Origin of the sequence: Ensifer sp. B1-9, assembly GCF_050474445.1 — a bacterium.
Lineage (GTDB): Bacteria > Pseudomonadota > Alphaproteobacteria > Rhizobiales > Rhizobiaceae > Ensifer.
In genome coordinates this window covers 103535-115753 of record NZ_JBCHVG010000008.1, presented here as the reverse complement: position 1 = coordinate 115753, position 12219 = coordinate 103535, and the positions used below count along the sequence as shown (strand labels likewise).

Below are 12219 nucleotides of genomic sequence, written 5' to 3'. Positions count from 1 at the left end.
CTCCTGTCGGGAGGGGTGTCAGGCGATAACGCGCAACGGGCCCGTCGATTGGCGGATGCGCATTTCCGGCTTGATCAGATGGATGCCGTCGGGTTCGTGGCTGCCGGAAAGCTTGTCGAGGAGCGCGCGGGCAGCACTGCGGCCGACATCGGCCTGGCCGTTCCAGACGGTGGTGAGCGCCGGCGTGGCGATCGACGCTTCTTCGAGATCGTCGTAGCCGGTAACCGAAATATCGACGCCGGGCACGAGGCCGGCGCGGGCGATGCCGTTCATCATGCCGATCGCCACCAGATCGTTCCAGCACACGACCGCCGTCGGTTTTTGCGGCAGGGAGAGCAGATGCACCGCCGCCTCGAAACCGCCCTGCTTCGTGCGGGGGCCGGGAATGCGCAGTTCCGGATCGACCTCGATATTGGCCTTGCGCAGCGCGTTGACATAGCCCTGATAGCGGTCGCGCCCGGTCGAGGTCTGGTCGGTGCCACCGACCATGGCGATGCAGCGATGGCCGAGGCCGATCAGGTGGTTGGTGGCAAGCGAGATGCCGTAGGCGTCGTCGCCGCGGAAAATCGGCACGTCCACGCCCTCGATCGACCGGGCGATCAGGATTGCCGGCATGCCGTTGTCCTCGGCAAGCTGGATGTCCTCCAATGGCGTGCCGATCGCCGGCGACATGATCACGCCGTCGCCGCCGAGCTGCAGCAGCGTCTCGATAAAGTCGCGTTGCTTTTCGACCGAGTCATAGTGGTTGGAGAGAATGAAGGTCTGCTTGTCACGGTCGAGCTCGGCCTCGATCGCTTTCAGGATTTCCCCGTAGAACGGGTTCATGATGTCGTGCACGACGACGCCGATAATGCCTGAGCGGGATGTTCTGAGACTGGCGGCGCGGCGGTTGTAGATATAGCCGAGCGCGCGCGCCTGTTCCTTGATCTTGTCGCGAGTGACGGTGGCGACCAAAGGACTGTCGCGCAGGGCCAGGGATACCGTTGCCGTCGATAGACCAAGTGTTTCAGCGATCGTCGAAAGCTTGACCTTTTGCGCCACGATGCCCCCTGTAAGCCCTGTTTCGCCCCCGGCCACATCAACCCCACGATCCAATCCGAATGAGGTTGTTGCGGCATGCCTTGCGGCACTCTTTCGTACGTCTCAGTGGACGCACGCGTGCCATAAATTTAAATCCCTATTTAAACTGTTTAAATCGCCACGGCAATATGCGGCGAACAAGGGGGGTCAGTCGGCGGCCCGGGCGGCCTGGAGATTGCTGTCGACTGCGCGCAGCAGTTTCATCAGGGTACGCACCTGCTTCTCCGTCAGGCCGCGTGTCGCGAGCTTCTCCGAATGCTGGCCGGCTTCGGCGATGATCTGCAGACGGTTGCGTCCGGGTTCGGTGAGATAGACCTTGGTGAGCCGCGCATCGTCCTCGTCCGGCCGGCGCTCGAGGAAGCCCTGCGCCTCCATGCGGCCGATCGTGCGGGTCATGGTCGGCGCCTTGACCCCGAGCCTGGCGGCAAGGCCACCCGCGGTCATGCCGTCGGTTTCGGCCAGCGCCAGCATCACGCCGTCCTGTCCGGCGTAGAGACCACTTTCGAGCAAATTACGGGAAAGTACGGTGCGCATGGACCGCGCAGCCTGGACAAGGATAGCGGCAAGATCATGCGGCTCTGTCAGAAGCTCGTCCTTCTTCTTGCCGTTCTTGCCTTTCTTTTCGGCCTTGTTCTTCTTGCCCATTGGACCTCCTGCCGAATCTCTGCGTCGAACACTTATAACAATACAGCTTGCGATTACGAACTGTATGACTCAAATAACAATTTTACGACAATTGACGTGGAGGATCGAAGAGAAATGTCGATGCCTGAACCGCGATGGCAGGACAATCCGGCCGACCTTCCGGAGGGCGCCCGCCGCGACTGGATTGCCGTGCTGCCGCTCGGCGCCCATGAACAGCATGGCCCTCACCTGCCCTTCGAAACCGACACGCTGATTGCCGAGGGCATCGTCTCCCGCACGATCGCGGCGCTCCCCGCCGACCTGCCCGTGACTTTCCTCCCGACCGAACCGGTCGGCTACTCGATCGAACACATGGATGTCGCCGGCAGCCGAACCCTTGCCTATGGCGAAGCGGTCGAGCGCTGGCTCGGCATTGCCGGCGATCTTCATAGGCAGGGCATCCGCAAATTCGTGATGCTGAACGCCCATGGCGGCAACTCGCCGTTGATGACGATCGTCGCCACCGAAGCGCGCATGCGCTTCAACATGCTGGCCGTCGCAACGAGCTGGACCCGCTTCGGCCAACCGGACGGCTGGATCAGGCCGGAGGACAAGGCGCTGGACATCCACGGCGGCGATATCGAGACGTCGGTCATGCTGGCGCTTCATCCGGACAAGGTCGACATGGCGAAGGCGTCCGATTTCCGCTCTCGCCAGGAGGAATTTGCAGAGCGCTTCAAGCATCTGCGCGCCTACGGCCCGCATGCTTTCGGCTGGAAGATGCGCGACCTCAACACCGATGGCGTTGCCGGAAATGCCGCCGCCGCCACGGCAGCACGGGGTGATCGCTTGATCGCCCATGCAGTCAAAGGCTTTATCGAACTGCTGGAAGACATGAGGGATTTCGACCCGGCCGACTTCGACTGAGGACGAAGGCGGCGGTCCGGCAAACACTTTGTTTGCGGTTTTGCGCTATCACGAGCGCGAAACGGAAGGGCAGAACCCCATGGCGAAGATCGTTGCGCTCGGCGCCTATTTCTACCAGGCCGTCATCGCCTTCGGGCTGCTGATCGTCGTCGCCCATTGGCTGGCGCCGGCCGACTATGCCAGCTACTCGCTGTTTATCTCCATCTGCCAGTTCGCGGCGATCGCCGCCTTCGAATGGGTGCGCTTTGCCTGCACACGCTTCTACCCGGGACCAGACGCGGAGAGCGAAGCGGCGGAACGACACACAATCCTGATCGAGGCCGTGGCCTGCGCCGCCCTGTGCCTGATCGCGGCGGGCACGTCCCTGCTCTTCGGTGTGCCGCCCGTCGTGGCGCTTGTCGGCGGTCTGGTCTCGATTGCGCAAGGCGGCAGCGACCTGCACCTGACCATGCTGCGTTTCCGTCAGGACTTTCGCGCCTTCTCGGTGTTGCAGGGATCCCGCGCCACCATTCTTGCCGGGGGCACCGTGGCCGGAGCGCTGGTTTCGCCGAGCTTCCTTTCGACCGTTACCGGTCTTTTCGCCGGCTACGCTGCCTATGGGTTGCTTGCATTCCTGCTCTCGCGCCGCGCGGTCGTGCGCCCGGCCGCCGCGCTCGACGGTGGGCGTTTCCGCAAGCATCTTGTCTATGGCAGCGTCTCGGCCGGGGCCGCCACCGCCGCCATGTTCGCGCCCCTGGCGCTGAAAGCGATCCTCACCTCGGCGCTCGGCGCGACAGGCGCCGCCGGCGCCCTGCTCGCGCTCGACCTGCTGCAACGCCCATTCGTGCTCATCGTTTCAGCCCTCCAGGCGATCCAGTATCCGGAGATCGTCGCCGCGCATGACCGCGCCGGCGACGGCTCGGGCCTGGCCCGACAACTCGGGCGATATTACGCGCTGCTGACGAGTTTCGCGCTGATGATGGCAGCCGGCATCTTCGCCGTCCTTCTGCCCGCTGCCTGGCTTGTCGTCAGCCCGGATCTGCAGCGAGGCTTCCTCGCCACCGCACCGGCCATCATCGTGCTTTCGCTTGTTCGCACACTGACGCAGATCATGCTGCCGACACCATTGCATCTGAGCCAACGCCTGGCGCTGATCCTGCTGCTCGCCGTTGCCGACTGCGTGCTTCTGAGCCTTGGTGCACTGGCAGCCCTGATGCTCGCGGGGGCAGACGATGCGACACTCGCCTGGGGCAGCGCCCTCGGCGCGGTCCTCGCCGCTCTGCTCGGCCTCCGCCTGATGTCCTCGCTCGCCTTCGACTTCTCCTGGCCACCGGTGCTCTTCGCCGCCGCAGGACTTGGTGCGGCCGTTCTGGCCTTCTCCCTCTCCGGTGAAACCGGCTACGTCACGATCGGTGCCGGCATTGTCTCCGGCGGCCTGCTCTGCCTGCTCGCGCTCAACCAGTTGCGGCTGATGATGCGGACGCCGGGACCCAGCGCAGCCTAGCCGCCTAGAAGGTAGGCGCTAAGAAAAACTGCACGAATTTCCGGTTAGATCGCGCCGAAAAGAGCGGAGAGCGTCCCATGAACATCGTCGTCGGCATAGCGACCGCGGGCCGCCGCGAGGTCCTCTCCGAAACCCTGCTGCACCTTACGCGGCAGACGCGGCTGCCGGACGCCGTCCTCATCTGCCCAAGCACGGCGGAGGACGTCGACGAAGCCAGCATCAGCGCGCTGCCCTTGCAGATTCGTATTGTCGCCGGCAACAAGGGCTCCAGCGCACAGCGTAATGCCATCCTCGACCATGCGAAAACCGCCGACCTGATCGTCTTTTTCGACGACGATTTCCTGCCGCGCAGCGATTTTCTCGCCGAGGCGGAAGGACTGTTCGAGCGCGAAGCGGATGTCGTCGTGGCGACCGGCCTGGTTCTGGCCGACGGCATTCACGGCCCGGGCATATCGATTGCCGATGCCAGAGCGATCCTCGACGCGGATCCCGGCGCTCGGCCGGACGATCTCGCGCAGCCGGCCTTTAACGCCTATGGCTGCAACATGGTCTTCCGCGTTTCGGCGATTGCCGCCGAACGCACCCGCTTCGACGAGCGGTTGCCGCTCTATGGCTGGCAGGAGGACGTCGACTTCTGCCGGCGTCTGGCTTCGCACGGCCGGATCGTGAAATCGCCTGCGCTCCGCGGCGTCCATCTCGGCAACAAGCGCGGCCGTACCTCAGGCCTGCGCTTCGGCTACTCGCAGGTCGCCAACCCGCTCTATCTGCGCAACAAGGGCACTGTCGGGCTGAAATGGGCGCTGCGCCTGATGGGCGGCAACATCGCCGCCAACATCCTGGGCAGCCTCAAACCACAGGGCCTGGTCGATCGCCGCGGCCGCCTCAAGGGCAACCTGATCGCCCTTGGTGATTTTGTCCGCGGTCGGCTGGACCCCCTGCGCGTTCTCGATCTCTGACGTCCGCGCAGAACGGATCATCCCTACCGCGCGGCCAGCATGTTGAGCAGCACCACGGCGCTTCCCTCCCAGGAAAAGCGCTTGGCATTGTCGAAGCCGGAACGCCGCAACGCCCGGCGAAGAGCTTCGTCGGCGGAGATCGTCCGCATCGCTTCGACCAAGGTCTCCGTCTTCACGGGATCGAAGTAGCACACCGCATCGCCGCAGGCCTCGCGGACCGGCGGGATATCGGCTGCAAGAACCGGACATCCTTGCGTCATCGCTTCGAGCGGTGGGATGCCGAAGCCTTCGTAGAGGCTCGGAAAGACGAAGGCGGCGGCGCGCCGCTGCAGCCCGGCGATCTCCTCGTCCGTCAGGCGGCCCGGAAAAATCAGGTTGCCTTTCGACGTCGGCGCGACGTCGCGAAACACCGTCGGATCGGTCCCGCCCACGACGACGAGCTTGTGATTGCCGGCGCCGAGGGCCTCGAAAGCGCGGACTGCGAACTCGACGTTCTTGTTGGGCTTCAGCGTGCCGACGAGCAGGAAGAACGGCGTGTCGCCAAGCCCCAGCCGCTCGATGATCCCCTCGTCCGGCCGAAGCGCTGCGAAATGGTCCGTGGCATTGTAGATCACGTCGATGCCGGCGGCCGGCACGCGGAAGACGTCGGCGAGTTCCTGGCGCGAAAAGTTCGAGACCGTTCCGATCTTCGCCCGCCGCGTAAGAAGGTAGCCGAGCGTCCCGTGGAACAGCCGGTAGCCGCGGCCGAACGAGGCTGGGTGGCGAAACAAGGTGACGTCATGGATCACCACCACCTGGTCGCCGTGCAATACCGGACCGCTGCCGCCGAAGCCGATGAGCGTGTCGCGCCGCGCCCGCCAGTAGAGCGCTCCCTGCTCCCAGACATGGCCCGGGCCCGAGCCGAAAGACTCGACCGAGATCGCCTTCAAACCGAGGTCGTCAACCGTATTGCCCGGTATCAGCAGCCGCCAGCGCACTCCCTTCAGGCCATGCGGTACCTGGCCGGAAGCAATGCGTGCGTCAAGCGCCCGGGTCATCTCGCGGGCAAAGCGCTGCACGCCGGTAAGCGGCTGGGTCAGAAACCGGCCGTTGATGGAAATCGTCTTCACCTGCGCACCCCTACGATGTGGCGCGCACTCTCGCCGATTTTGATGAAAGGAGGGTTATCGGGTGCTCCGGCGACCACAGCCTTGCGGCCGGCAAAATCGTCAACGCCATTTGCGCATCGCCGCTGCATCTCCTATATGAAACGCGACATGGATGCCTGCCTGCCGCATCCGGAAATCCCAGAGGTTCCCATGACCGAAACATCCCCGCAGAAGCCGATCCCCGTCACCGTGCTCACCGGCTATCTCGGCGCCGGCAAGACGACGCTGCTGAACCGCATTCTCAGCGAGAACCATGGCCGCAAATACGCGGTCATCGTCAACGAGTTCGGCGAGATCGGCATCGATAACGACCTGATCGTGGAGTCCGATGAGGAAATCTACGAAATGAACAACGGTTGCGTCTGCTGCACCGTGCGCGGCGATCTGATCCGCGTGGTGGAGGGCCTGATGCGCCGCCCCGGCCGTTTCGACGCGATCATCGTCGAGACCACCGGCCTTGCCGATCCGGTACCGGTTGCCCAGACCTTCTTCATGGACGACGACGTGCGCGCCAAGACCGAGCTCGACGCCGTCGTTGCACTCGTCGACGCCAAGCACCTGCCGCTCCGCCTGAAGGACAGCCGCGAGGCCGAAGACCAGATCGCCTTTGCCGACGTCGTGCTGCTCAACAAGACCGACCTCGTTACGCCTGAGGAACTGGAGCGCATCGAAGCGACCGTGCGCGTCATCAATCCGTCGGCGCGCATCTACCGCACGCAACGCTCCGACATCGATCTGGCGAAGGTCCTCGACCAGGGCGCCTTCAATCTCGAAAAGGCGCTGGAAAACGATCCGCACTTCCTCGACCAGGACGAGCATGACCATGATCACGTCTGTGGTCCGGACTGCGATCACGACCATCACCACCATCATGATCACGATCACCACCACCATGATCATGACCACGATCACGACCATCATCACCACGATCACGCGCCCTCGCCGATCCACGACGTGACGGTGCAGTCGATCTCGTTGCGCGGCGGCGAGATGAACCCCGACCGCTTCTTCCCCTGGATCCAGAAGATCACCCAGACGGACGGCCCGAACATCCTGCGCCTGAAGGGCATCATCGCCTTTGCCGGCGACGCCGAGCGTTACGTCGTCCAGGGCGTGCACATGATCATCGAGGGCGACCACCAGCGCGCCTGGAAGGATGGCGAGAAGCGCGAGAGCCGCCTCGTCTTCATCGGCCGCGATCTCGACCGTGAAAAGCTCGAGCGCACCTTCAAGGCATGCGAGGCGCAGCCGAACTGATGCCGACCGTCGCTCCTCTCGATCTCGAAGGTCACGTCGTCGGCGTGGCCTTTCTCAAAGGCGTCCCCTTCTTCGCCGAAGCCATTGGTGCCGTTCACCGCCTCGACCTCGGCCGCAAGACGACGGAGGTCCACGAGGGCCTGCTGTCGCTCGTCGTCGACGAGGCGAACGATACGCTACTGACCGGCGGCGAAGACGGCAAGGTGATGCGTACGGCCGCCGACGGCACCACCTCGCTGGTCGCCGAAGCGCCACGCAAGTGGATCGCGCAAGTTGCCGCGGGCCCGCAGGGCGCCGTCGCCTATGCCTATGGCAAGTCCACCCATGTGCGTCTTGCCGATGGCACGACGAAGGAATTCGCCGAGGAGCGCACCGTCGAGGGTCTCGCCTTCGCGCCGAAGGGTCTGCGCATTGCCGTCGCCCGCTATAATGGCGTCTCGATGCACTGGGTCGGAACCTCGGGACAGCCGATCGATCTGGAATGGAAGGGTGCCCACACCGGCGTGACCTTCTCGCCCGATGGCCGTTTCCTCGTGACGACGATGCAGGAAAACGCGCTGCATGGCTGGAAGCTCGATGCCAAGGCCGGCACTGAGGCGCGCCACATGCGCATGACCGGCTATCCGGCCAAGGTCAAGTCGCTCTCCTGGTCGGCCAAGGGCAAGTGGCTTGCCTCCTCGGGTGCGCCGGCGGCGATCGTCTGGCCCTTCCAGGGCAAGGATGGACCGATGGGCAAGGCACCGCTGGAACTCGGCACCCGCGCCGACATCATGGTGACCTCGGTCTGCTGCCATCCGGCCGAAGACATTGTCGCGATCGGTTATCAGGACGGCATGATCCTCGGCGCCCGCTTTGCCGACAGCAAGGAAGTGCTGCTGCGCCGCCCGGGCAAGGGCGCCATCACCGCCATGGCCTGGAACAAGGACGGCCGCCAGCTCGCCTTCGGTTCGGCCGAGGGTGACTGCGGCGTCGTCGATATCGCGGGATAACAGGCGAACAATGACCGCAGGCGCCGAAGCTCCACTCTATGCTGGCTCGACCGTTGTGCCGCTGGCGGACGGTGAGGTCTGGAACCTCATCCGCGCGGAAGCCCGGGCGCTCGCGGTGCGCGAGCCGGTCATGGCGCAAACGTTGCGGCTGATCACCGAGGCCCGGTCGGATGCAGCGGTGCTCGCAGCCGTTCTCGCCAATCGGCTTTCCGTCGCCCGCGTCGACGAACGGTCGCTGGCACAGTTGCTTTCGGATGTTTTCCAAGCGGACGCCGACGCTCTCACCGCCACCGAGGCGGACCTTCAGGCGGTGATGGAGCGCGATCCCGCCTGCCCGGGCCTGTTGCATGTCCTCCTCAACCTCAAGGGCTTTCAGGCGCTGCAGGCCTATCGTGCCGCCCATCGGCTCTGGATCGGCGGCCGCAGGGACGTCGCCAACTGGCTCTCGAACCTCGCCTCGCTCGTCTTCGGTCCCGATATCCACCCGGCCGCCCGGATCGGCCGTGCAGTCATGCTCGACCACGGTTCCGGCATCGTCATCGGCGAGACCTCGGTCATCGAGGACCAGGTCTCGATCCTTCAGAACGTCACGCTCGGCGGCACCGGCAAGGAAACCGGCGACCGGCATCCGAAGATCCGCCGCGGCGTCATGATCGGCGCCGGCGCCAAGATCCTTGGCAACATCGAGGTCGGCGCATTCAGCAAGATCGCGGCAGGCAGTGTCGTGTTGAAGCCCGTCCCGCCGCGCACAACGGTCGCAGGCGTGCCGGCAACCGTCGTGCGCATTCACCGCGTCGACGAGGTACCAGCAGCGGAGATGGACCAGACGATCGTCTGATCCATGACGCCGGAGGTGCCGCTGCGGATCGGCGCTTTCGTTTCTGTGCGCCCTGAGATAACTGGAGTAACCGACACCAGAAATCTCGACCGCTTCGATCCGGACCTCCGATGAGCATCGCCTCCCCGCCCTCCGCGCCAGGCTCCATCATACCAGCCACCGTGTGGCTGCTGGGTTTCGTCAGCATGCTCATGGATATCTCTTCGGAGATGGTCCAAACGCCGCTGCCGCTCTACCTCGCCAGCGGCCTTGGAGCGTCCGCTGCCATGGTCGGGCTGATCGAGGGCCTGTCCGTCGCCGTTGCGACCGTGACGAAATTCGCGGCGCGAGTTTCAGGCTGCGCAAGTCCCTCGACACGGTCGGGGCTTCGTCGGCCCATTGGTCGCGATCGCGACGCTTTGGCCGACATCGCGCCCGCCGATCTGCGCGGCAGCGCCTTCGGCCTGTTCAACCTGATGACCGGGGCAGCCGTCGTCGTTGCCAATCTCGCGGCCGGCCTGCTGTGGGACCGATACGGTGCGGCCGCGACCTTCGTGATGGGTGCGGTTTTCAGTTCCATCGCGCTGATCGCCCTTCCGCTGCTGCCAAGAAGCGATCGGTAACAATAGCCAAGCTCAAGCGGGATCCGGGATGATCCGGCTCTCACCAGCGCGGCGGGCACGTACTTGAAGGCGGCTGCGACGAGCCCCCTGCAGGATCGCGCCTGCCCTGACCGCGCCAGTGCGGCCTCACCATTCGAGTTCGAGTTGAGGAAGCCCGTTCGAGGTTTTTTCGATCGTCCTTCCCGTCTCGTCCACCGTCGCGGTCACCCGCTGGCGAAAAGCGGAAAAGCTCTCGAAGGTGACGACGTCGACCGGTTCGTCGAATTTCATCGTCAGGCGATACCGCCCGGGCTGCGCCGTCAGCGCCTGCACCGACAGGACCTCGCCTTCGAAAGCCTGGCCGAGATAGCGCCCCTTCACGCGCGCGCCCAGCATCCAGGGATTGAAGGGCGGCCGGTTGCCGACGGCGGCATGCAGCGTGTTCCAGTCGCGATAGCCATATTGAGCAGCGATCAGCTCGAGCGATCGGGAGTGGCCGATGGTTTCGCCTTCGGATGCAAGGCGGGTGCGCAGGCGTTTCGCCTGGTCTTTCAGGGCGACGAGTGAGGGAAGCGTGGTTGATCCGCGCGTCATGAGAGGGTCTCCTGCAGCGGCATGCATTCCTTGGAGATGGGGTCCGCATTGCCACCGGTTCGCATGCCGTTTCGGCTGACCGTGTCTCGAAGAAGGACTTCACCAAAGCATGACGCTCGCGGACGGCAGGGACCTTCACCCTGCCGTCTCCATAGGGGATAGCGGCTATGCTGTCAAACTCGGCCTGGAAGACCGGCGATCACGCGAGCGCAGAAGAGGATTGCACACGCGCAAAAGCTGTGGGACGACTACGGCGCGGAAGACGCAGGGAGGATATCATGACCGAGATGACGATACTCGCATTCGCGCTGGTTGCCTTCATCGGCATCGCGACGCCAGGCCCCACGGTCCTGCTCGCACTCACCAACGGCTCGCGCTACGGCGTAAAGCGCGCAACCGCCGGCATGATCGGCGCGGTCCTCTCCGATTTCGTGCTGATCGGTGCGGTCGCACTCGGTCTTGGCGCTCTGCTCGCCGCCTCCGAATTCTGGTTCACCGTCGTCAAATGGCTGGGTGCGGCCTATCTCGCCTTTCTCGGCATCATGCTGTTGCGGTCGAAAGGCTCGATCCAGGTCGCAACCGAGGCAAGCGGCTCCGGGCATCCCGTTTCCTCTGTCGCCATCTTCCTCAAGAGCTTCCTCGTCGCGGTGACCAACCCCAAGGGCTACCTGTTCTTCACCGCCTTCTTGCCCCAGTTCATCGACGCCGCCTTGCCGCAAGCGCCGCAATATGCCGTCCTGGCACTCGTCTTTGCCTCGGTCGATCTTGTCGTGATGTTCGGTTATGCGCTGCTCGGTGCACAGGCCACGGCCTTCCTCAAGCAATCCGGCGCCGTGTGGCTCGACCGGCTCTGCGGCGGCGCGCTGCTGGCCCTCGCCGGTTCGCTCGCCCTCTATCGCCGCGCGACCGCCTGAGACGCGGCTCCGCCAAGCCGCACTTGTCGACAGCAAGCTTGCCTCCGTCTGCTCTAGTCGGTCTTTTCGCCGGACACCCTAGCGTCGCGTCGACCAGCCGAACCAGATCGCCACCGCCGCCAGCAGCAGTGCGAGACCGCGGCGCACCAGGCGTTCGCGTGACGGGGAATTCAGGACCGGCTCCAACGCGCCCGCCAGAAGCACGATCGCGGCATGCACCGCGGTCGCGACGCCGACATAGATTGCCGCAAGCGTCAGGTTCTGTGGCAATAGCGGCCGGGCATCGTCAACGAAGGTCGGCAGGACGGTGACGAAAAACAGGGCCGCCTTCGGATTGAGCAGATTGGTGATCAGGCCGCGCCGGAAATAGAAGGATGCGGGCTTGCCGCTCGGACCGGCCTCTTCCCCATCGCCGTACCAGGCATCGAAGGCGAGATAGAGCAGGAAGCCGACCCCGGCCCAGCGAATTGCTACATAGAGCATGTCCGACTGGCCAACGAACTCGGCAACCCCGAAGGACGCGGCGAAGCCGACGAGTGCCAGACCGAGCGCCACGCCGGCGACCGTCGCGATGCCGGGCCGACGCCCTTCCGAGGCCGCAACCATGGCGAGATAGGCCATGTTCGGTCCCGGTGTCAGTTCGATGATGAAGGATGTCAGCAGAAAGGGCAGCAGGGTCGCTGCCCCGAGAATGAACGGATCCATGCGCGAGGTTTCCATCCGCGTACAACGAGGCCTTGTGCGCAAGCACAGGCCAGCGAAGCCGCGTTGTCAAGGCAGATCACGAATTCATCGGAAGAGAGCGCCCGCCCCATGGAGCGACTGCCC

13 protein-coding genes are annotated in these 12219 nt (G+C 64.5%); 8 read left to right on the top strand and 5 right to left on the bottom strand.

Annotated features, from left to right (window positions below):
- Window positions 1–18 precede the first annotated feature (18 nt).
- Window positions 19–1041: a LacI family DNA-binding transcriptional regulator gene (locus ACQ5BM_RS16365; protein ID WP_065375395.1), complete on the bottom strand. Its 1023-nt coding sequence runs from the start codon at window positions 1039–1041 to the stop codon at window positions 19–21.
- A gap of 186 nt (window positions 1042–1227) precedes the next feature.
- Window positions 1228–1725: a MarR family winged helix-turn-helix transcriptional regulator gene (locus tag ACQ5BM_RS16360; protein WP_173520329.1), complete on the bottom strand. Its 498-nt coding sequence runs from the start codon at window positions 1723–1725 to the stop codon at window positions 1228–1230.
- Window positions 1726–1839: 114 nt separating this feature from the next.
- On the opposite strand from ACQ5BM_RS16360, the gene ACQ5BM_RS16355 reads away from it, so the two are divergent.
- The 3 genes from ACQ5BM_RS16355 to ACQ5BM_RS16345 all read left to right on the top strand — a co-directional run bounded on the left by ACQ5BM_RS16355 (window position 1840) and on the right by ACQ5BM_RS16345 (window position 5070).
- Entirely contained in the window at window positions 1840–2631 is a 792-nt protein-coding gene (locus ACQ5BM_RS16355; RefSeq protein WP_429813147.1) for a creatininase family protein, read from the top strand.
- A 79-nt stretch (window positions 2632–2710) separates the two neighbouring features.
- The gene (locus ACQ5BM_RS16350; RefSeq protein WP_429813145.1) at window positions 2711–4114 is read left to right on the top strand and encodes a hypothetical protein; all 1404 of its coding nucleotides are present in this window, start codon (window positions 2711–2713) and stop codon (window positions 4112–4114) included.
- Between the two features lie 77 nt (window positions 4115–4191).
- Window positions 4192–5070 carry a glycosyltransferase family 2 protein gene (locus ACQ5BM_RS16345; RefSeq protein WP_429813143.1) on the top strand — a complete coding sequence of 293 codons (879 nt, stop codon included), beginning with the start codon at window positions 4192–4194 and terminating at the stop codon, window positions 5068–5070.
- A 23-nt stretch (window positions 5071–5093) separates the two neighbouring features.
- Here the strand turns inward: ACQ5BM_RS16345 and ACQ5BM_RS16340 are convergent, their stop codons facing one another.
- Entirely contained in the window at window positions 5094–6179 is a 1086-nt protein-coding gene (locus ACQ5BM_RS16340; RefSeq protein WP_429813141.1) for a glycosyltransferase family 4 protein, read from the bottom strand.
- A gap of 189 nt (window positions 6180–6368) precedes the next feature.
- Here ACQ5BM_RS16340 and ACQ5BM_RS16335 point away from each other — a divergent pair, with 189 nt between their 5' ends.
- The 4 genes from ACQ5BM_RS16335 (at window position 6369) to ACQ5BM_RS16320 (ending at window position 9904) form a co-directional block, all read left to right on the top strand.
- A complete protein-coding gene (locus ACQ5BM_RS16335; RefSeq protein WP_429813139.1) occupies window positions 6369–7475 on the top strand; it encodes a CobW family GTP-binding protein in 1107 nt (368 codons plus the stop codon).
- Window positions 7475–8464, top strand: a complete 990-nt coding sequence (locus tag ACQ5BM_RS16330) for a WD40 repeat domain-containing protein (RefSeq protein WP_429813137.1) — start codon at window positions 7475–7477, stop codon at window positions 8462–8464. Before ACQ5BM_RS16335 ends, ACQ5BM_RS16330 begins: the two co-directional genes overlap by 1 nt.
- 10 nt (window positions 8465–8474) lie before the next feature.
- Complete coding sequence (gene cysE / locus ACQ5BM_RS16325; RefSeq protein WP_429813135.1) at window positions 8475–9302, top strand: serine O-acetyltransferase; 828 nt, start codon at window positions 8475–8477, stop codon at window positions 9300–9302.
- Between the two features lie 110 nt (window positions 9303–9412).
- Window positions 9413–9904 (top strand): hypothetical protein, encoded by a 492-nt coding sequence (locus tag ACQ5BM_RS16320; protein ID WP_429813132.1) that lies wholly within the window; start codon window positions 9413–9415, stop codon window positions 9902–9904.
- 126 nt (window positions 9905–10030) lie between these two features.
- On the opposite strand, the gene ACQ5BM_RS16315 is transcribed toward ACQ5BM_RS16320, so the two are convergent.
- The gene (locus ACQ5BM_RS16315; protein ID WP_429813131.1) at window positions 10031–10477 is read right to left on the bottom strand and encodes a glyoxalase superfamily protein; all 447 of its coding nucleotides are present in this window, start codon (window positions 10475–10477) and stop codon (window positions 10031–10033) included.
- Window positions 10478–10755: 278 nt separating this feature from the next.
- On the opposite strand from ACQ5BM_RS16315, the gene ACQ5BM_RS16310 reads away from it, so the two are divergent.
- Window positions 10756–11391, top strand: a complete 636-nt coding sequence (locus ACQ5BM_RS16310; RefSeq protein ID WP_429813129.1) for a LysE family translocator — start codon at window positions 10756–10758, stop codon at window positions 11389–11391.
- Between the two features lie 78 nt (window positions 11392–11469).
- Here the strand turns inward: ACQ5BM_RS16310 and ACQ5BM_RS16305 are convergent, their stop codons facing one another.
- On the bottom strand, window positions 11470–12096 hold the full coding sequence (locus ACQ5BM_RS16305) for a LysE family translocator (protein WP_429813127.1): 627 nt from the start codon (window positions 12094–12096) through the stop codon (window positions 11470–11472).
- Window positions 12097–12219: the final 123 nt, after the last annotated feature.

What these genes read in the sequence shown, in the direction of transcription:
- ACQ5BM_RS16360 (WP_173520329.1), bottom strand. Translation starts at nt 1,725, where the DNA reads ATGGGCAAGAAGAACAAGGCCGAAAAGAAAGGCAAGAACGGCAAGAAG.
- ACQ5BM_RS16355 (WP_429813147.1), top strand. Translation starts at nt 1,840, where the DNA reads ATGTCGATGCCTGAACCGCGATGGCAGGACAATCCGGCCGACCTTCCG.
- ACQ5BM_RS16350 (WP_429813145.1), top strand. Translation starts at nt 2,711, where the DNA reads ATGGCGAAGATCGTTGCGCTCGGCGCCTATTTCTACCAGGCCGTCATC.
- ACQ5BM_RS16345 (WP_429813143.1), top strand. Translation starts at nt 4,192, where the DNA reads ATGAACATCGTCGTCGGCATAGCGACCGCGGGCCGCCGCGAGGTCCTC.
- ACQ5BM_RS16335 (WP_429813139.1), top strand. Translation starts at nt 6,369, where the DNA reads ATGACCGAAACATCCCCGCAGAAGCCGATCCCCGTCACCGTGCTCACC.
- ACQ5BM_RS16330 (WP_429813137.1), top strand. Translation starts at nt 7,475, where the DNA reads ATGCCGACCGTCGCTCCTCTCGATCTCGAAGGTCACGTCGTCGGCGTG.
- cysE (WP_429813135.1), top strand. Translation starts at nt 8,475, where the DNA reads ATGACCGCAGGCGCCGAAGCTCCACTCTATGCTGGCTCGACCGTTGTG.
- ACQ5BM_RS16320 (WP_429813132.1), top strand. Translation starts at nt 9,413, where the DNA reads ATGAGCATCGCCTCCCCGCCCTCCGCGCCAGGCTCCATCATACCAGCC.
- ACQ5BM_RS16315 (WP_429813131.1), bottom strand. Translation starts at nt 10,477, where the DNA reads ATGACGCGCGGATCAACCACGCTTCCCTCACTCGTCGCCCTGAAAGAC.
- ACQ5BM_RS16310 (WP_429813129.1), top strand. Translation starts at nt 10,756, where the DNA reads ATGACCGAGATGACGATACTCGCATTCGCGCTGGTTGCCTTCATCGGC.
- ACQ5BM_RS16305 (WP_429813127.1), bottom strand. Translation starts at nt 12,096, where the DNA reads ATGGATCCGTTCATTCTCGGGGCAGCGACCCTGCTGCCCTTTCTGCTG.